The 19,955-nt window shown below is 65.6% G+C and carries 13 protein-coding genes; 6 read left to right on the forward strand and 7 right to left on the reverse strand.

What is annotated here, in order from left to right; all coding sequences use genetic code 11:
* Positions 1 to 24 precede the first annotated feature (24 nt).
* From ABQZ09_RS05500 to ABQZ09_RS05510, 3 genes are read right to left on the reverse strand one after another with little or no spacing between them, the layout of a single operon-like run.
* Positions 25 to 606 carry a hypothetical protein gene (locus ABQZ09_RS05500; RefSeq protein WP_228314891.1) on the reverse strand — a complete coding sequence of 194 codons (582 nt, stop codon included), beginning with the start codon at positions 604 to 606 and terminating at the stop codon, positions 25 to 27.
* Positions 603 to 1,889, reverse strand: coding sequence for a TonB family protein (locus ABQZ09_RS05505; protein WP_349776326.1), 1,287 nt, complete (start codon positions 1,887 to 1,889; stop codon positions 603 to 605). The genes ABQZ09_RS05500 and ABQZ09_RS05505 overlap by 4 nt, the downstream gene beginning before the upstream one ends.
* Positions 1,879 to 2,244, reverse strand: coding sequence for a BlaI/MecI/CopY family transcriptional regulator (locus ABQZ09_RS05510; RefSeq protein ID WP_047695619.1), 366 nt, complete (start codon positions 2,242 to 2,244; stop codon positions 1,879 to 1,881). Before ABQZ09_RS05510 ends, ABQZ09_RS05505 begins: the two co-directional genes overlap by 11 nt.
* Before the next feature lie 137 nt (positions 2,245 to 2,381).
* Between ABQZ09_RS05510 and ABQZ09_RS05515 the strand changes: the two genes are divergently transcribed.
* From ABQZ09_RS05515 to ABQZ09_RS05535, 5 genes are all read left to right on the forward strand, one after another.
* Entirely contained in the window at positions 2,382 to 4,340 is a 1,959-nt protein-coding gene (locus tag ABQZ09_RS05515) for an acetyl-CoA hydrolase/transferase C-terminal domain-containing protein (RefSeq protein ID WP_349776327.1), read from the forward strand.
* 136 nt (positions 4,341 to 4,476) lie between these two features.
* The gene (locus tag ABQZ09_RS05520) at positions 4,477 to 5,652 is read left to right on the forward strand and encodes a phosphatidylinositol-specific phospholipase C1-like protein (RefSeq protein ID WP_349776328.1); all 1,176 of its coding nucleotides are present in this window, start codon (positions 4,477 to 4,479) and stop codon (positions 5,650 to 5,652) included.
* Positions 5,653 to 5,783: 131 nt separating this feature from the next.
* Positions 5,784 to 8,495 carry a TonB-dependent receptor gene (locus ABQZ09_RS05525; RefSeq protein WP_349776329.1) on the forward strand — a complete coding sequence of 904 codons (2,712 nt, stop codon included), beginning with the start codon at positions 5,784 to 5,786 and terminating at the stop codon, positions 8,493 to 8,495.
* Between the two features lie 342 nt (positions 8,496 to 8,837).
* Positions 8,838 to 9,767 carry a L,D-transpeptidase family protein gene (locus ABQZ09_RS05530; protein ID WP_349776352.1) on the forward strand — a complete coding sequence of 310 codons (930 nt, stop codon included), beginning with the start codon at positions 8,838 to 8,840 and terminating at the stop codon, positions 9,765 to 9,767.
* 2 nt (positions 9,768 to 9,769) lie between these two features.
* Positions 9,770 to 10,471 (forward strand): M23 family metallopeptidase, encoded by a 702-nt coding sequence (locus ABQZ09_RS05535; RefSeq protein ID WP_349776330.1) that lies wholly within the window; start codon positions 9,770 to 9,772, stop codon positions 10,469 to 10,471.
* A 109-nt stretch (positions 10,472 to 10,580) separates the two neighbouring features.
* On the opposite strand, the gene ABQZ09_RS05540 is transcribed toward ABQZ09_RS05535, so the two are convergent.
* The gene (locus ABQZ09_RS05540; protein ID WP_349776331.1) at positions 10,581 to 11,345 is read right to left on the reverse strand and encodes an SDR family NAD(P)-dependent oxidoreductase; all 765 of its coding nucleotides are present in this window, start codon (positions 11,343 to 11,345) and stop codon (positions 10,581 to 10,583) included.
* Between the two features lie 89 nt (positions 11,346 to 11,434).
* Here ABQZ09_RS05540 and ABQZ09_RS05545 point away from each other — a divergent pair, with 89 nt between their 5' ends.
* Positions 11,435 to 12,412 carry a LysR family transcriptional regulator gene (locus ABQZ09_RS05545; RefSeq protein WP_349776332.1) on the forward strand — a complete coding sequence of 326 codons (978 nt, stop codon included), beginning with the start codon at positions 11,435 to 11,437 and terminating at the stop codon, positions 12,410 to 12,412.
* Between the two features lie 287 nt (positions 12,413 to 12,699).
* Here the strand turns inward: ABQZ09_RS05545 and fhuE are convergent, their stop codons facing one another.
* The 3 genes from fhuE to ABQZ09_RS05560 form a co-directional block, all read right to left on the reverse strand.
* Positions 12,700 to 14,883, reverse strand: a complete 2,184-nt coding sequence (gene fhuE / locus ABQZ09_RS05550) for a ferric-rhodotorulic acid/ferric-coprogen receptor FhuE (RefSeq protein WP_349776333.1) — start codon at positions 14,881 to 14,883, stop codon at positions 12,700 to 12,702.
* A gap of 744 nt (positions 14,884 to 15,627) precedes the next feature.
* Entirely contained in the window at positions 15,628 to 17,628 is a 2,001-nt protein-coding gene (gene tkt / locus ABQZ09_RS05555) for a transketolase (RefSeq protein WP_349776334.1), read from the reverse strand.
* 224 nt (positions 17,629 to 17,852) lie between these two features.
* Positions 17,853 to 19,133, reverse strand: a complete 1,281-nt coding sequence (locus tag ABQZ09_RS05560; RefSeq protein WP_081419363.1) for a dicarboxylate/amino acid:cation symporter — start codon at positions 19,131 to 19,133, stop codon at positions 17,853 to 17,855.
* Positions 19,134 to 19,955 lie beyond the last annotated feature (822 nt).

Raw genomic sequence — 19,955 nt, forward strand, 5'->3', positions numbered from 1 at the left:
ACGCAGGCCTGCAAAAAGTTGCCGTCACCGCGCAACCTTGCCGGTACGCACGCTCACCTTGCCCTGCCGCACCTCGAAGGTGAACGCAAACGATAGCGTGACCGGCACTGGTTCCTGCCGAGTCGCCCCGGTGCAGTCATCAGGGGCGGACGGCTGCGCCGCGCCGGGCGCGTACGTACACAGGGCCGCCGGGACGAACTGCCAGTGCTGCACCGTGCTGCGTACGGCCTGCATCAGATCCGCATTGCTCGGCAACAGCCCGGCGGCGCACTCGCCGCGATCGGACATCGGGTCCACGCGTTGCACGGCGCCGTCAGCGGACAGGATCACATGCGCGCACACGGTGGTTGGCGGCAGGGTCTGGCGTGGCGAGTCCGGCGGCAGCGCCGGCGTTTCGCTGCGCAGCGCGCGTGGCATGCGGAAGCGCTGCGTCTGCGACAGCGTGTAGGAGGCGGTGGAAGCGCTCCCCGCACCCGGCTGCGACGGCAGCATGCGCTGATCCACCGAATCCTCGCGCTGGTGGCGCTGCGGCTCGGCCACGCGCTGGCTGGCGCATCCGCTGATCAACAGCACACCCACAATCCACCACCCACGCCGGTCGTTCATTGCAGCATCTCCTGCGGTACGCATCCGGTTGTCGCGCAGGCGGCAAGGCGCCCGGACGCTGGAGCATGCCGACCATCACCACCGGCACCGGCGTCAGTGGCCAGCGGTTCCGGCGGGTCCGGATCGAACCGCACCGGCACGCGTATCTGCGCGGCCACTGGCTGCCCATCCACCAGCGCGGGCTGGAAGCGCCAGTGACGCGCGGCCTCCAGCACCACCTGATCGAATACGCCGGCGGGCCGGCTGTGCACGATGGCGATGTGGTCGGGCGCGCCACGCGGGCTCACCGCAATCTGCAGTTCGACAACGCCACCGAGATTGGCGGCGATCGCGTTCGCCGGGTACCGCGGCGCCTGCATCGTCCTGTAGTCGAAGGCAGCCGCCGAGCCGTGCGTGGCCTGCACAGGCGCAGGCTGGAGCAACCAGCCGCCGACGCTGACCAGAAGCGTCAGCGCCACCACGCTGCGCAGGTTCCGGCGTGCACGCCGCGCATCCGGCGCTGGCGCATGCACGGCCGCCAGCCGCTGCAACAATGCAGGCCTCGCCGCCCAGTGGCAGGCCAGCGGCGAGGTGCTGCCGGCGAACTGACATTTGAGCATCGCACCGGCATAGCGGCGGCGCTGGCCCGGATGGCGTGCCAGAACCGCTGCATCGCAGGCCAGCTCCTGATCCAGGCGAAACGCGCGCCATGCCAGATGCAATAACGGGTGGAACCAGCCAAGGCAGAGCAGCGCGCTGGCCAGCAGATTGGCATGCAGATCGCCGCGGCGCAGATGCAGGCGCTCGTGCGCCAGGATCAACGCACGCTCCCCGGCGCTGTAACGCGTGGTGAAATCGCCCGGCAGCACGATCCGCGGACGCCAGATGCCCAGCGACGCCGGAAGGCCGCCGTCGTGCGTGGCCACCCACACGGTACTGTCCAGCGCACGCAAGGGCCCGAGGCTGCGCACGAAACGCCGCTGTCCACGCCAGAGGGAAAGGCCGGTCAGCAGCGCACCGGCCAGCCACACGGCGAGCAGCATGCGCTGCCAGCCGGCGCCCTGCCCGACCGGATGCGCCGCAACCGGCACGGGCACCAGCGCCGGCATCTTCAACAGCGTGATCTCCATCGGGGGACCTGGCAGCAACCCCGCCACCAGGGCCAGCGGCACCGCGCCCCAGAGTGCATAGGCGGCCCCTGCCCCGAGCCGGCCACGCAGCGGCCGGCGCAGTAGTAGGCAGGCCAGCAGCGCTGCGGTGGTGTAGAGCGCGGCGCGCAGCCACAGCACGGGATCAAGACTCATCGTCCAACTCCTTGAGCAGCCGCCTCAATTCGGCAATGTCGGACGCGCTGAGCTTTCCACGCTCGCTGAAGTGCGCCACCAGCGGCGCCACCCGTCCACCGAACAACCGTTGCAGCAATCCTTCGCTTTGCTGCTGCACCCAGTGCTCGCGCTGCAACACCGGGGTGTAACGGTATTTGCGTCCGTCCTTCTGCGCCGCGATGGCGCCCTTGGTGAGCAGGCGGTTGAGCAAGGTCTTGATGGTCGGCTCGGCCCAGTCGGTGCTTGCCAGTGCCGCCACCACCTCCTCTGCGGTCCGAGGTGCCCGGTCCCACAGCACCTGCATCACCACTGCCTCTGCGTCGCTGATCGCCATGCAATGACACCCGTCATTTTTTGCGATTACGCGCGTAAACGAAAAGCATGTCAAGCGCTGACCAAGGCCCATCGTGCACGGTCGTCGCGCCGGCTCTGCAACACGCGCTCTCCCATCGGCTCGGCTACCCTGCACCGATGACCGAACACCTCACCAGCCTGTCCACCGCCGTGGAGCGGATCCTGCAGCGCATCGATGGCCCGCTCCGGGTGGGCGCGCCCCTGGGCATCGGCAAACCGCACCGGTTGTTGAACGCGCTGTACGCGCAACTCAAGGACACCCCGTCACGGCCGCTGGCGCTGTACACCGCGCTCTCGCTCAACCCGCCCAGGCCGGGCGCGGGGATGGAGGGCCGTTTTGCCGCACCGTTCATAGCGCGTCACTTCGGCGAGGAGTTCCCGCGTCTGGCGTATGTGGACGCGATGCTGCGCGACGCCTTGCCCGCGCATGTGCAGGTGGAAGAGTTCTACATGCAGTCCGGCGGGTTGCTGCATTCCAGCCAGGCCCAGGCCGACTACACCAGCCTCAATTACACCCACGCCGCCGCGGCAGTGGCACAGCGTGCGCCGAACCTGATCGTGCAGAAGGTCGCACGCGAACCCGGCGGCGCGCGGCTGTCGTTGTCGTGCAACAACGACATCACCCAGGACACCCTGGACGCGGTGCAGGCGCTGGGCCTGCCGCGTCCATTGCTGGTAGCCGAAGTGGACCCGCAGCTGCCGTGGATCGGCGGCACGGCGGCGGTGGATGCGGCGTTCTTCGACCTGGTCATCGACCTGCCCGGCCCGTCGCCGCGGCTGTTCGGACTGCCGCGGCAGCCGGTGACCAGCGTCGATTACGCCATCGGCCTGTATGCGAGCACGCTGGTACGCGATGGCGGCACGCTGCAGATCGGCATCGGCACCCTGGCCGACGCGCTGAGCCATGCGCTGGTCCTGCGGCATACCGACAACGCCACCTATCGGCGTGTGCTGCAGGCGCTGGACCCGGATCTGGAACAGCACCCTGCCGTACGCGCCAGCGGTGGCCTGGCGCCGTTTGATGTGGGCCTGTACGGCTGCAGCGAAATGCTCAACGAAGGCTTCAAACAACTGGTGGACAGTGGCGTGATCCGCCGCAAGGTGCACGACGATCTAGCGCTGATGCAGCGCATGGCCGACGGCCGCGCCGACGCTGCCGACCACGCGCGGCTGGCGCAGGAGGGCGAGTTCCTGCATGGCGCGTTCTATCTTGGCTCGCCGGACTTCTATCAATGGCTGCGCGACCTTCCGCCCGCCACGCGCGCTGCCATCGGCATGCGCCGCATCAGCCAGATCAACCAGCTCTACGGCGGCAATGAAGCGCTGGAGCGCTTGCAGCGCCACGATGCGCGCTTCTTCAATTCCTGCATGATGGCCACCGCGCTGGGCGCGGCGGTGTCCGACGGCCTGGACGATGGACGCGTGGTCTCCGGCGTGGGCGGGCAGTACAACTTCGTGGCGATGGCGCATGCCTTGCCGCAGGCACGCAGTACGTTGATGCTGCGTGCCACCCGCGAGACCGGCGCACATGTGGACAGCAATGTGCGCTGGAATTACGGCCACACCACCATTCCGCGCCACCTGCGCGATGTCTACATCACCGAATACGGCATCGCCGATCTGCGCCACAAGACCGATCAGGACTGCGTGCTGGAAATGGCCGGCATTTGCGATGCGCGCTTCCAGGACGAGCTGCTTGCCCAGGCGAAACAGTCGCGCAAGCTGCGCACCGACCCGGTGCTGCCGGCGCGTGCGCAACGCAACACGCCACAGGCACTGGAACAGGCGCTGGCGCCGTTTCGACGCGACGGCAGCCTACCCGATTACCCGCTCGGCAGCGATTTCACCGAGATCGAGCAACGTCTGCTGCGTGCATTGAGCTGGCTCAAATGCGCAACAGCTGGCACCGGCGGAAAAATCGCCACGGTGTGCCGCGCACTGCTCGCACGCAAAGCGTCGGATGCGAATGATATTGCCTGCCTGCAACGCATGGCGCTGCGTGCGCCACGCAGCCTGGGCGACCGCGTGCAGGCGCGGTTGCTGACCTATGCGCTGCAACAGACCGCCCCGTCATGAAAAACAGTGCCACGATGTTGCAAACGACACGATACCGATTGCAGTAAGACCTGACGCATCACGGACACACTGCGGAAAGAGATGCGTCAAGCTGGGCCGCGATGATGGCGACCTCGTCGCTTTCCGGCTGTGCTGCATGCATCTTTTTGGCGCTTTTACTGCTGTCACGTCAGGCATCACCCGCAAACCGAAGCTGGTGCGCGCGAAGCGAAGAACCACCACGTGTATCGTCTGCTTCACCGCGCTGGTGCTGAGCAATGTTCCCGTGCAAGCTGCGCCGCGTCTCACCGATCTGCAGTATATCGGCAGCCACAACAGCTACCACGCCGGCCTTGCACCCAGCGAAGCGGCTGTGTTGAAGCAAATGGACCCGGCACTGTTTGCTGCACTGGATTACCGCCATCCCGCATTGACGCAACAACTCGACGCTGGCGTGCGCCAACTCGAGCTGGACGTCTTCGCCGATGCACAGGGCGGGCGCTATGCGCACCCGTCCATCGTCGCGCAGATCGCCAAAGCCGGACTACCGGCCGCACCGGCAAGCGCGCCGGCCGGGGTGATGGAGACGCCGGGCTTCAAGGTCATGCATGTGCAGGATCTTGACCAGCGCAGCAATTGCCAACCGTTGATTGCCTGCCTGCAGGACATCCGCACCTGGTCGAAGCAGCACCCGGGTCATGTGCCGATCTTCATCCTGCTGGAAACCAAGCAGACGCCGATAGCGCTGGCATTCCCCACCACGCAACCCGAACCGTTCGACACAAAAGCGATGGATGCGCTGGATACCGAACTACGCTCGGTGTCCCAGCCCGGTGAGTACATCAGCCCCGATCAGGTGCGGGGCAGCGCGCGTACCCTCAATGCAGGCGTGCTCGCGCATGGCTGGCCGTCGTTGAATCAAGCGCGCGGCAAAGTGGTGTTTCTGCTCGACCAACGCGTTGCAGGCGCCAGCTACCTGCCCGGCCATCCATCGCTGCGCGGCCGCGTGTGTTTCACCAACGCGGTACCGGGCGAGGACGATGCGGCATTTGTCGAGCGTAACGACGGCCCCGTCGATGACATCGCGCAGTTGGTCAAGGCCGGTTATCTGGTGCGTACGCGTACCGATGCCGACCTGAAAGAAGCGCAGCGCAACGACACCTCCCGGCGCGATGCCATGCTGGCCAGCGGCGCGCAATTGCTCAGTACCGATTTCCCGATCAATGAGCCGGCCGATAACGGCTACGTGGTGCACTTCGATCACGCTGCGGTGGCGCGCTGTAATCCGCAGCGACCGCGCGTGCACTGCAGCGGCCTCGACCTGCGCCACTGAGCGCAGGGCCGCGCATACACGCGCCAGCTGCCCCACGCATCAGACCTGTCGCAATGGAAGGCGTCGGCGATCTAAGCCCGCGCCCGTTCACCGGATGCGGGCACTCCTTCCCACTTCCGCGAGCCCTCAGCATGCAGTCTTTCCGTCCCTTCCATCGCCTGAGCTGTGCCATTGCCGTGGTGCTTTCCGCACCAGCGTTTGCACACGCTGCAGAGCTGACCACCACGTTGGATTCGGTCAACGTGCAAGCCACCCACGCCGCGGCGCCGGGATCGCTGAATGAGCAGCGCCTGTCCAACAGCGTCAACAGCGTGATGAGCAAGCAGCAGATCGACGCGATTCCTTCCGGGGGCATCGCCGATGTGGTCTCGCACATGCCGGGCCTGTCGGCCTACAGCGACATGCATCTGGGCCAGGCCACCACCGGCGAAAATGCCTACGTCAGCATCCGCGGCATGGACGCCAGCTATAACGCGTACACGCTCAATGGCTTCGCCATGCCGGAAACCGACTCGTCCACGCGCGCGATCTCGTTGAACATGCTCGCACCGTTCGGCATCCAGTCGGTACAGGTGTCCAAATCGCCCACGCCCGATATGCCGGGCGATTCCATCGGCGGCGCCATCGACATGCGCACGCCGAATGCCTTCGATTTCGCGCAGGATCTCTATGCCAGGACCACCGCGCGCGGCCAGCTCAATGCATTGGCCTCGCATCTGGGCGGTTCCGATGGCGGCGGCACCGTGCAACAGGAGCTGGCCTGGATGTTCGGCGACGGGCACGCGTTCGGGCTGTATGCCTCGGCGTATTACGGCAGGAACAACAACATGGCGCAGGCCCCGGCGCCCAACAGCAAATACGTTCCGGCCGACCCGGCGCTTGCCGACGCCACCGACCTGCGCAACGTCGGCCCGTTGATCAGCACCCGCTACAAATACAGCCTCTATACCAGCCAGATCGAGCGTTACGGCGGCAGCCTCTCGCTGGACTGGCAAGGCGACACCAGCGCGCTGTATGCGCGTGCCATCTATGGCAGCTACGGCGTCACCGGCCAGCAGGATCAGTCCAGCGCGCGCCTGGAGACCATTCGCACCCAGCCCACCGCCGTGCGCGGCGGCTACTTCAACACCCACGACATCGACGAGACCCTGGCGACGCTGCAGCTGGGCGGACAGACCACCCTGGATCGTCTGCGCCTGGACTACGGCAGCTCGTTCGGTCGCGGCACCCGCAATCGGCCGGACTATGTATCGGCCAGCCTGTATGGCTTTACCCCCGGCAGCTTCGCCTTCGACCTCAGCGACCCCACCTACCCGAGCATTGGCCCGAGCACGCCGGCCTTGACGGAATTCTTCTACGACCTGGATTCGTCATTGCTGTGGAAGGTGCAGGGCCACGATGCCGGCAGCCACGATAATCGCGCCAATGCGCACACCGACATCACCTATCGCACCGACGGCCCGGTGCTGGACAGCGTCAAGCTGGGCCTGTCGGCCGATCATTCGGCACGGGAGGCGTACGATCATCCGTTCTTCCACAAGGACGGCAACTTCGTCACCAACGGTCCCTATTTCGGCGGGTCCAATTACGCATTTCCCACCGCCGGCGGCCCGCCACTGAGCGCGATCCCCGGGCGGCTGACCTACAACGCATTCGACGGCCACTATGCCGGCCCGTTCAAGCTGCTGGATCGCCGCTGGATGCGCGCCCAGGCCGTGCCGTACAAATACATCGACGATCCGAACGGCGCCGGCCGCTACACCGCCAACGACTACAACGCCAACACCACCTCCAGCACCGAGGCGATCTACGCCGGTTATGCGATGGCCGCCTTGCATCTTGGTTCGGTGAGCATCCTGCCCGGCGTGCGTTACGAACTGACCCGCTACTCGGCCGATGCGTGGCAGTCCAGCGGCGATGGCGTCACCGGCCGCTTTGTCGGGACCGGCAGCACCTATGGGCAATGGCTGCCGGGTGTGAGCATCAACTATCGTCCAGACGATCTCACCGTGTATCGCGCCTCGTTCCGGCGCAGTTTCAGCCGCCCGGCATTCGGCCTGATTTCCGGGCAAACCGTGTATTCCATCGACGACACGCAACAGGTGGTCGGCATCTCCAAGCCCAATCCGGATCTGCAGCCAAGCAAGGCCGACAATGCCGATCTGTCTGCCGAGTTCTACGACCACAGCGGCGGTGTGCTCAGCGCCTCCACCTACTACAAGCGCATCTCCGGCTTCATCTATACCTCGCAATCGGCCACCAGCAACGACAACACGCTGGGCGGCCTGGTGCCGACCGGTACCACCTTCGAAAACGGCGTGCCGGTGACCATGCCGCAGAACGGCGGCACCGCAACGCTCTACGGCCTTGAGTTGGCAGCGAGCAAACGGCTGCAGCAGTTGCCGGGAATCTTGGGCAACCTGGGCGTCACCGCCAACCTCACGCTGCAACATAGCCAGGCAGACAGCAGACGCAGCGATCAGCCGGAAAAGACCTGGCTCCCACGTGCGCCCGAGCGCCTTTACAACCTGGACCTGTTCTACGACGACACGCACCTGCGCACCGACCTGAGCTACAACTACACCGGCCTGCAATTGCTGGGTCTGACCACCGACCGGCTCAACTACTACCTGCAGCCGGTGAAGTCGCTGGACTTCAATGCCACCTATCACCTGCCGCACCATGTGGATGTGGGCGTGTCGGCCAAGAACCTGCTCAACGCCGCCACCTTCTACGAGACCCAGGGCAAGTCCAGGCGCTACATGGCCTACGATCCCGGCGCCGACGGTGCCTATGTGCAGACCGGGCGCGTCTACATGCTGACGCTGGGCTACACCTACTGAGCGGTATTGCGGCGCGCGCATTGACGCGCGCGCCGCAATACCAAGCAGCAGTAGCTCTTGAACAGCACAGGTGGCCATACGCCACCGTGCCTGATTCCCTGCAACGCATCCGCCGGCGCAATCCCCCGCTCTCACGATTCCCGATTCCCGATTCCCCATTCCCGCCAGCCATGCCGTGTCGAAGCCAAACCGCCTGCCCAACTGCTCAGTTCCGGTGCAGCCATTTCACGCAGAAGACGCAGGCGGCTGCGGCAAGGTGCGCGCATGTCTCCCCTGGATCTGCACATGCCATCACGCTCCTTCGCTCGTGTCTGCTTGCTTGCCCTGGCGCTGAGCGCGTCGCTGTCTGCGCTGGCGCAGGTACCGCAACCTGCCGCGGCCGCTGCGCCGGCGCCGGCAGCGGCGCCCCCCGCCAAGCCGGTGGACACCGGGCCGCGATCGGATCTGCATGCGCAGGTGCTGCTGGACCGCGCGCATTTTTCGCCGGGCCAGATCGATGGCGAACGTGGCTCCAACCAGAAGCGGGCGGTGTCCGGCTTTCAGGCTGCACACAAGATCAAGGTGACCGGCGAGCTGGATGACGCCACCTGGCAGGCGCTGCAGGCCGACAGCACGCCGGCGCTGGTGCAGTACACGCTGACCGACGCCGACGTTGCCGGCCCCTTCCAGCCGATTCCCAAAGGCCCGGCCGAGCAGGCCACGTTGTCTGCGCTGGGCTACGCATCGGTGGACGAGGCGCTGGGCGAACGTTTCCATGCCGCGCCGGAACTGCTGCGCCAGCTCAACCCCGGCGTGGATCTGGGCAAGGCCGGCAGCGTCATCCAGGTGCCGAACATCGACGGCGTCGCGCCCCTGGCCAAGCCGGCCAAGCTGGTGGTGGACAAGTCCGAATCGACGCTGCGCCTGTTCGATGCCGACGGCAAGGTGTATGCACAGTTCCCGGTGTCTTCCGGCAGCAAGCACGATCCGCTGCCGATCGGCCGCTGGAAGGTGCTGGGCGTCGCGCGCGACCCGGTGTTCAAGTACAACCCCAAGTTGTTCTGGGACGCGAAGAAAGACGATAAGAAGGCCACGTTGCCGGCAGGCCCGAACAACCCGGTCGGGCGCGTGTGGATCGATCTGTCCAAGCCGCACTACGGCCTGCACGGCACGCCGGAACCGGGCCATGTGGGCAAGACCGAATCGCATGGTTGCGTGCGCCTGACCAACTGGGATGTGGTCAATCTGGCCAGTGTGGTCGGTCCGTCCCTGCCGGTGGTGATGCAGGAGTAAGCATGAAACTGCTGATGATCTTGATCGCGGGCGTGGCGATCGGCGCAGGCGGCTATTGGTGGCTGGAGCGCAGCGCGCCAGAGGCGCAGGTGCCGTCGCCAGCGAGCGCTGCACCGGCCGTTGCAGCGCCGTCCACGGCAACTGCGGCCGTGTCGAAAGCTGCGCCCGCACCCGCACCCACTGTCGCGGCCGCGGCAGAGCCCGTGAGCGCTGCCCCGGCGCCTGCCGCCTCAGCCCCGACAGCCGATGCGTCGGCGGCGGGCTCCGGCCTGCTGATTCCGGTGCAAGGCATTGGCCGCGACCAGTTGCAGGACACCTTCACCGATGCGCGCAGCGAAGGCCGGGTGCATGACGCCATCGATATCCTGGCGCCGAGCGGCACACCTGTACTTGCGGTCGCCGACGGGACAGTGGAAAAGCTGTTCAACAGCGAACGTGGTGGTCTGACCGTGTATCAGTTCGCGCCGGGTGGCACGTACTGCTATTACTACGCCCACCTGGAACGCTATGCCGATGGGCTGGCAGAGACGCAATCCATCCAGCGTGGCCAGGTCATCGGCTATGTAGGCAGCACCGGCAACGCAAATCCGGCCGCGCCGCATCTGCATTTCGAAATCCACCGCCTGGGCCCGGAAAAGCAGTGGTGGAAAGGCGATGTGCTCAATCCCTATCCCATCCTGCATGGCGACCAGCCACTGCAGTGATTCCCCTGACGCTGCGCCCTCGTACCGGAGTGCAGCGTCATTGCAGCTGGACCTGCCGCACGCGGCGATGGCGTTTTGACCAACGACATCGCCGCATTGCGCAGACGCCTCAGATCAGCATCCCGCCGGAGACCTCGATGCGCTGCGCGTTGATCCAGCCCGTGCCCGGTGCCAGCAAGGCCGCCACCACCGGCCCGATATCGTCCGGCAGGCCCGTCCGGCCCAATGCGGTGACCGAAGCCACCATCGCATTGACCTGCGCGTTGTCGCGCACCGTGCCGCCGTTGAAATCGGTCTCGATCGCTCCCGGCGCCAACGTGTTGGCACGGATGCCGCGTGCACCCAGCTCCTTGGCGAGATAGCGGGTAAACACTTCCACCCCGCCCTTCATCATCGCGTAGGCGGAGGAACCCGGCAGCGCGAAACGCGCCAGCCCGCTGGAAACGTTGAGGATGCGCCCACCGTCGGCGATCAGTGGCAACAACGCCTGGGTCAGGAAGTACGGCCCCTTGAGATGGGTGTCGACCAGCGCGTCGAACTGCGCCGGCGTGGTGTCGGCGATGGCGGCATGCAGGCCGGTGCCCGCGTTGTTGACCAGCGCATCGAACTGGGTGCACCCCCACCCGGCCAGCACCGCCTTCAGCTGCGCGGCGAATCCGGCAAAGTCATCGGCCTTGGCGACATCCAGCTGCAACGCGTGCGCGCGCCGGCCCAACGCTTGAATCTGCGCCACCACCGCTGTGGCTTCGTCGGCCTGGCTGCGGTAGGTCAGCACGATGTCGTTGCCATCGGCAGCGAGCGCAAGCGCGGCATTGCGCCCCAGCCCGCGGCTGCCGCCGGTGATCACGGTGATGGGTGTGGTGGTGGTCGACATGGGCAAACTCCTGGTGATGACGGTGATAGGTGGCGTGGCGACGATCAGATAAGGCAACCGCGCAATGCGTTACGAACGCGCCCAGGCTAGTGCGCTTGCCGTGCTGCATAAATCAGCTCAATCTGACTTCACCGTTCAAGATCGCCGACCAATCGATGGACACCATGGAGTCGTTGCGCGCCTTCCTGCGCGTTGCCGAGCTGGGCAGTTTCACCCGTGCCGCCGACACCCTGGGCCTGCCCAAGGCCAGCGTCTCGACCGCCGTGCAACGGCTGGAAGCTTCGCTCGGTACCCAGCTCCTGCATCGCACCACGCGACGCGTGCAGCTCACCGGCGATGGCACCGCGTTCTCGCAACGCGCCCGCGACCTTCTCGACGACATGGAGGAGTTGCACGGCATGTTTCAGCACGAACGCGGCCAGCTGCGCGGTCGCCTGCGGGTGGATATGTCGTCCGGCATCGCCCGCAACTTCGTGATCCCGGCGCTGCCGTCGTTTCTGGCCCGGCATCCGCAGCTGGACGTCGAGATCAGCAGCACCGACCGTCGCGTCGATGTGGTGCGCGAAGGCTTCGATTGCGTGCTGCGCGTGGGCACGCTTGAAGACACCAGCCTGGTCGCGCGCCCGCTGGGTGCGGTCCGCATCGTCAGCTGCGCCAGCGCCGACTATCTTGCCCGCCGCGGCACGCCAAGCTGCCTGGACGATCTCGCCCAGCACGACCTGGTGCATTACGTGCCAACGCTGGGGCAGCGCTCGCCCGGCTTCGAATATCACGACGGGCAGCGCTATCAGCTGCTGCCGATGCAGGGCCCGGTGACGGTGAACAACGGTGATGCCTATCTTGCCGCCGCGCTCGCAGGGCTGGGCATCATCCAGGCGCCGGCCAGCCCGTTGCGCCCGTATCTGGACAGCGGCGCGCTGCGTGTCGTGCTTGCCGACCACCCCGCCGAACCAATGCCGGTGACGTTGTTGTATGCGCAGCGCCGCCATCTGCCGCAGCGCGTCAGCGCCTTCATGGAATGGGTGGCGCAGGTGCTGGCACCGCAACTGGAACCGGTGGTGCGTTGAGCGATGGTCACCGCAGCGATGCGGCGCAGTGTCGTTGGGGGCTGCAGGCATGGCGCGCTGCAGACGCCGCACCGCGGTCATGCCAACCGGGTCGTGCGCGTTCCCGGCCGCACCACGCCGTTCCAGCGCGACAGCCAAGGGCTGCCACTGACAAAACGCTTCGCTCCACGGCAGACCCGCCATTCCCGTCACTGCGTGGACGGACATAAAAAACACAGGCACCGTTCCGGCTGCCTGTGTTTTTGCGCGACAAGACCGGGCAGCAGGGCGCCCGGCGTGGCCGTGGATCAGAACGTGTAGTTGAAGGTCAGCATGCCGTTGCGCGATGCACCCCATGCGCCATAGCCGCCGTTGAACTGCGCGTAGTAACGCTTGTCGAGCAGGTTGTCGACGTTGAGTTGCACGGAAAACTGCGGCGACAGACGGTAGCGTGCGAATGCGCTCACCAAGGCATAGGCGCTCTGCTGGAAGGTGCCGTAGACCGGGTCCACGTAGTACGCACGGTTCTGCCAGTTGACGCCACCACCGACGGTGAGATCGCTCCACGCACCCTGCGGGGTGTAGCTGCTGAACAGCTTGATGGTGGTGCGCGGCAGGTGGGTGTTGATCGAGGTGCCGCTGTCGTCGCGCGCGGTGTAGTGCGAGGCGCCGAAGGTGGCGTTCCAACCCTGGGTCAGGCGACCGGAGAGCTCGAAGTCGAAGCCTTCGCTGACCACGCCGCTGGCAGCCACGAATGCGGACTCGCTGCTGCCCGGCACGAAACCACCGGTGGCCACGCCCAGGTTGTCCTGCTCGATGCGGAACAGGGCCAACGAAGCATTGAGCTGATCGTCGAACCATGCGGCCTTGACGCCGGCTTCGTAGCCCTTGCCGCTCAACGGGTCCAGGTAGCCGCCATTGGCATCGCGCAGCGTCTGCGGGTTGAAGATTTCGGTGTAGCTGACGTAGGTCGACCACACATCGTCGATGTCGTACACCAGCCCGGCGTACGGGGTGACTTCGGTCTGCGTGTCGGAGAACGGTACAAGCCCCTGCACCGCATCGACGTTGCGGCCATCGATCTGCCAGTCGGTATAGCGCGCGCCCACCAGCAGCGTCAGCGGGTCGGCCAGCGAGAAACGTGCGGCCACGTAAGCGGCCTTCTGCGTGATGGTGCCGTCGCTCTGCACCGAGCGCGGGCTCCAGTTGGGCTCCGGATAGGCTCCGGTCCAACCGAAGTAGCTGTCCAGCGGCGCCGGGAAATCGAAGGTGCCGTTGTTGACGTACTCGCGGCGGTTGTAGCTGGCGCCGGCCACCAGGTGATGCTCACGGCCAAACAGCTGGAACGGGCCTTCCGCGTACACATCGGCGCCATCGGCCTTGCGCTCGGTCAGGTAGTTGCCCGAATACGGCACCACACCGCCGCCGGTGGCGCGGTCGAAGCCGAAGATCGTATAGAACGGGTAGAACAGGTGGTTGGCCGCTTCGGTCTTCTCGTGGCTCACGTTGGCCTTGAGGGTCCAGCCGCTGTCGAAGCTCTGCTGCAGGCTGGCGAAGGTGCGCTGCAGGCGCGTGTCCCAGAACGTCCAATCGGCGGCCGGGTTAAACGAGCGGTCGTAGTTGGTGCGCGTGCCATCGCTGTAGAACAGCGGGAAGCCGCCCCAGGTGACATCGTCCGATTCCTTCTTCTGGTATTCGTAGCCCACGCTCAGCAAGGTGCTGTCGGTGAGGTCGGCATCGATGATGGCCGAACCGATCTTCTTGCGCAGGTTGTAGCGGTCCATGTCGGACTCGCCGTCCTGATACACGCCTACCACGCGCGCGCGCACGGTGCCTTCGGGGCTCAGCGGCACGGTGACATCGGCCACGCTGCGGGTCTTGTTGAAGTCGCCGCCGCCCACCGACACGGTGCCGGTGAAGTCGCGGCTCACCGCATGCTTGCGCACCAGGTTGATCGACGCCGACGGATTGCCCGAACCGGTGAGCAGGCCGGTGGCGCCGCGCACCACTTCCACACGGTCGTACAGCGCCACGTCCAGTGCCGAATCGCCGTAGCTCCAGGCCTGCTCCATGTAGGCCGGGATGCCGTCGAACTGGTAGTTGTCGATGTAGAAACCGCGCGCGAAGAACTCCAGCCGCTCGCTGTCGCTCTGCGCCACTGAGATGCCGGTGACGTTGTTGAGCACGTCGGTGATGCTCTGCAGGTTCTGGTCGTCCATGCGGTCGCGCGTGATCACGGTGACCGACTGCGGAATCTCGCGCAGCGCCAGGTTCATGCGCGTACCGGCGGTGGTCTTTTCCACGGTGTAGCCCTTGGCCTGCTCACCCTGCACGTTGAGCCGGTCCAGGGTGGTGACCTCGGCTTCGCCGGCCGGCGTTTCGGCAAGTGCCTGGCCGGCGGCCAGTGTGCACAGCGCAGCGAACACCGCATGCGACAGCGCGCGCGGGCGCCGCGCGATGGGAAGAAGACGCATTACGGTAGGACGGTTCATCACAGCTCCGGCGCAGACAATCGAGGGCGGCCCGCCGCAGGATGTGCGGCGGCAGACAAGGGGGAAGGACACGCCACGGAATCGTGGCAGCGCCGCATTTTAATGGGAATGATTCACATTTTAAACAGGCAGTGCGCATCTCCTGGCGCGGCTGCGCGTCGAAGCGAACGCTTCAGCAGGATTTCGGGCCGCGCAGGCCTTTGCCGGGCCAAGGTTTACCCCTGTGAGGACGCCGTCTGGCACCGCGACCGGACCCATCAGGTCCACCCGTGCCGACGTCTCCGGCGCAGAGGCGACCGCGACAGCAAGCTCCCTGCGTCCCGTTTGCCGAGGGGAGATTTCACCCGGGTCCGCGACTGGCGGCACCAGCCTGTCGATGCCCGGATCTTCGATCTATGTTTGCTGGCGGCTAGTGCGCCGGCAGCTCGGGCATGCGCGGCCAGTGACCGGGTGTACTCCATGCACGCTGTACCGTGCTGGGGAAGTGTCGCCTGCACCTGCCTGACTGCGACGTAGCCGTAGTTGGCGCTTCAGCGTTCCTGGCAAGCCCACGTGCGCCCGCACCGACACCTCCCTGCCCCGCGCGCGCGCGCGCACACGCGGCATGTATTCAAGCGCTCCTGCATGCACACGCTCGGTGTCATCGGCCCATGGCAATGCCCGCACAGGACACGCGACGCGCTGAGGTAATCAACAAAAAACGCCGGCAAACGCCGGCGTTTTTCAATGCCACACTGCGCGGATTTACAGCGCCTTCGCCGCGTTCACCACGTGCTCGGCAGTGATCTTGAAGTACGCATACAACTGATCGGCCGGCGCCGAGGCACCGAAGGTATCGATCCCGATCACATCGCCGTCCAGGCCCACGTACTTGCGCCAGAAACCGGTCACACCGGCTTCCACCGCCACGCGCTTGCGCACTGCCTTCGGCAGCACGGATTCGCGGTACGCCGCATCCTGGCGGTCGAACACATCGGTGGACGGCATCGACACCACGCGCGTCTTCAGACCCGCGGCATCCAGGGTCTTCTTGGCTTCCACCGCAAGACCCACTTCCGACCCGGTACCGATCAGGATCACGTCCGGCGTGCCGCCTTCGGCATCGGCCAGCACGTAGCCACCGCGTTCGATCAGCTTGATCTGCTCGGCGCTGCGCGGCTGGTGCTGCAGGTTCTGGCGGCTGAAGATCAGGCAGCTCGGGCCGTCCTTGCGGGTGATGGCGGCCTTCCAGCTCACCGCCGACTCCACCGCATCGCCCGGGCGCCACACATCGTTGTTGGGGATGTAACGCAGCGAGGCCAGGTGTTCCACCGGCTGGTGGGTCGGGCCGTCTTCGCCCAGGCCGATCGAGTCGTGCGTGTACACGTGGATGGCATGTGCCGGGTTCAATGCACTCATACGCACGCCGTTGCGCGCGTAATCGCTGAACACCAGGAAGGTGGCGTCGAACGGAATGAAGCCGCCATGCAGCGCCAGGCCATTGGCAATGGCGGTCATGCCGAACTCGCGCACGCCGTAATACACGTAGTTGGCGTCCGGGTCGTCGGTGGCGACCGACTTGCTGGCCTTCCACAGAGTCAGGTTGGAATGCGCCAGATCGGCCGAGCCGCCGATCAACTCCGGCAGCAGCGGCGCAAACGCTTCGATCGCCAGCTGCGAGGCCTTGCGTGAGGCGATGGTCTGGCCGTCTTCCTGCGCCTTGGCGATGTAGGCATCGGCCTTGGCGATGAAGTCGTCCGGCAGTTCGCCGTGCGAGCGACGGGTCAGCTCGTCGGCTTCGCTGGCGTACTGCTTGCTGTACTTGTCGAACAGCTGCTCCCATTCGGCCTGACGCAGGGTGCCGGTGCCGCCGGCGCGCCAGCCGGCATAGATTTCTTCAGGAATTTCGAACGGGCCGTATGGCCAGTCGAGCGCCTTGCGGGCGCCTTCCAGTTCTTCCTTGCCCAGCGGCGCGCCGTGCGAGGATTCCTTGCCGGCCTTGCTGGGCGCACCGAAACCGATCTTGGTGCAGCAGCAGATCAGCGTGGGCTTGTCGCTGTTTTCCAGCGCGGCCTCGATGGCGGCCTTGATCTTGTCGGCGTCATGCCCGTCCACGTCACGGATGACGTGCCAGCCATAAGCCTCGAAGCGTGCCGGGGTGTTGTCGCTGAACCAGCCGGCAGTGTTGCCGTCGATGGAGATCTGGTTGTTGTCCCAGAACGCGACCAGCTTGCCCAGGCCCCAGGTGCCAGCCAGCGAGGCGGCTTCGTGCGAAATGCCTTCCATCAGGCAGCCATCGCCCATGAACACCCAGGTACGGTGATCGACGATCTCCAGTTCCGGGCGGTTGTAGCGCTGCGCCAGCAACTTCTCGGCCAGCGCAAACCCGACCGCATTGGCAAAGCCCTGCCCAAGCGGACCGGTGGTGGTCTCCACGCCGGGGGTTTCGCTGCGCTCGGGGTGGCCGGCGGTCTTGCTGTGCAACTGACGGAACTGCTTGAGCTGCTCGATCGGCAGGTCGTAACCGGACAGGTGCAGCAGCGCGTACTGCAGCATCGAGCCATGCCCGTTGGACAGCACGAAACGGTCACGGTTGAACCACTGCGGGTTGTTCGGGTTGTGCCGGAAATAATCGTTCCACAGCACTTCGGCGATATCGGCCATGCCCATCGGCATGCCGGGGTGACCGGACTTGGCGGCTTCGACCGCGTCTGCGGCAAGAAAACGGATGGCGTTGGCCAGCTGGCGGCGGGTGGGCTGGGTCATGGGCGTCTATGGAAGCGGAGGGGAACACCGCTGGAAGCGGAGACACCTATTCTCCCATACACGGCGTTATGGGAATCGGGAGTCGGGAATGGGGAATCGGATGCAGCGTTGCGGGTTGGTCGATGGACTCCCCTCCGCACCGGGCCGGGCCGCTCCGGCGACGCGGCAAAACCACGCATCACTCCTTACCCTCGCAACAGCCCGCTTTAACGATTCCCGATTCCCTATTCCTCGCCCTTGGCCACCAACGTCGTCAGCGCCAGATCCCCGGTCACATTCAATGCCGTGCGGCACATGTCCAGGAAGTGATTGACGCCCAGGATCATGCCGATGCCGACCGGGTTGACCCCGACCATTGCGCAGATCAGCGCCACCACCGGCAGCGAGCCCGACGGCACGCCTGCGGTGCCGATGCCGCCCAGGATGCACACCAGCATCACCATGAACTGCTGGCCCAGGCTCAGGTCCACGTTGAAGAACTGCGCCAGGAAGATCACCGTCACGCCTTCGAACAGCGCGGTGCCGTTCTGGTTGGCCGTGGCACCCACGGTCAACACGAAGCGCGATACGCGCGGCGGCAGGCCCATCTCGTCGGCCACGCGCAGCGCAGTCGGCAGGGTGGCGTTACTCGACGCGGTGGAGAACGCCATCATCGTGGCCGCCTGGGTCTGCTTGAAGAAGCCCAGCGGCGAGCGCCCGGCAAACTTCACCGCCAGCCCGTAGCTCACCACCATGTGCAGGCCCAGCGCCAGCACCACCACGCCCACGTAGGCGCCTAGGCGGATCAACAGATCGAAGCCGAACAACGCCGCCAGGTTGAACATGAAGCAGGCCACCGCATACGGCGCCAGGCGGATCACCAGCCCGATCAAGGTCATCGAAATTTCGAAGATCCCCTCGATGCCGCGCTTGAGCGTGGCGACCTTTTCGTCGGCGGTCAGCACCATGCCCACACCGAACATCACCGCGAAGAACATCAGCGACAGGATCGCACCATTGCTCGACGCGGCGGCAATCACGTTGTTGGGCACGATCGACAGCAGCATGTCCATGCCCTGCGGCTGGGTGCCGGAGCTGGAGATGATTTCGCGGGTGCGGTCGGCGTTTTCCTGGATCAGCTGGTTGGCCAGCTGCGGGTCCACGCCGGCGCCGGGCTTGAGCACGTTGACCAGCACCAGGCCCAGCAACACCGCGACGCCGGACAGCACCACGGTATAGCCCAGGGTGCGCCAGCCCACCCGTCCAAGGGCACGGATGTCGCCCATCTCGGAAATGCCCATGACCAGCGCCGAAAACAGCAGCGGCACGATCAGCATGAAGATCAGATTGAGAAACACCTGCGAGAACGGCGTGGTGACGTACTTGGTCACCAAACGCACCCACTCGGCGTCGCTGCCGGCCAGGTAATAGACCGCAAGACCCAACAACAGGCCGACGGCGAAGCCGATCCCCATCTTCCAATGCAGGGGCAGGCCCGGGCGGCGCGCGGCTGGGGATGCAGTCATCTGGTCGGCCTTGTTCTGGACACAAAGGCCGGAGCTTAACAAACGCCAAGGGTGCGGCCACCCACCCGGGTGTTCCTGCGCGCCTGATGCGGGTAGGTGCGCTTCTCAATCTTGGTTGATGCAAGCGTTGAAACTCGCTTTGCACCTGACTGTTCCCACCTGCGCGGCAACGGAAATCTCAAGTCGTAGCGGCGCCTCCTATGTCGTCAGATGCCTCAGGTCGAAAGCCTGGTGTATCGAGTGCGCGGTGCCCTCACCGCTCGCGGGACACGCCGTTAACCCGTCCATGGGGGCTCGGTGGCGGCACCCATGCCGCCAACGATCCCGCAATCGGCGAGGACACCGCACCAGACAGTTGGCTGGTGGTTTATTGAAGAACAGAGGCGCCGCGCCAGACCACTACTCGCTGCGTGTTGAAAACTTTGCACGCCGACCATCTCCACTGGTCCTGCCCGCTCACCGTCGCGGGACCTTGAGCGGCATGGATGCCGCCCCAGAGCTACAAGGACGTACTTGCAGCGTGTCCTGCGATGGTGGGCGGGCAAGGGCCCTGCAGCAAACTCGCAGCGTCGAGGGCGCGGTGCCCTCACCGCACCAGATAGTTGGCTGGCGGCTTTATTGAAAAAGAACTCACCGCACCAGAAATTTTGCTGGCTGTTTGATCGAAAGCCATGCGCACCGACCAACTTCACTGGTCCTTGCCCGCCCACCGTCGCGGGACCTTGAGCGGCATGGATGCCGCGCCAGAGCCTTATCTGTTCGGAATGTGGCAGCGTAGGTGTCGAGAGCCGGCGTGGGCTGCCGTATGAGCCTGGATCTGAG

Origin of the sequence: Xanthomonas sp. WHRI 6106 (assembly GCF_040202405.1) — a bacterium.
Lineage (GTDB): Bacteria > Pseudomonadota > Gammaproteobacteria > Xanthomonadales > Xanthomonadaceae > Xanthomonas > Xanthomonas cannabis.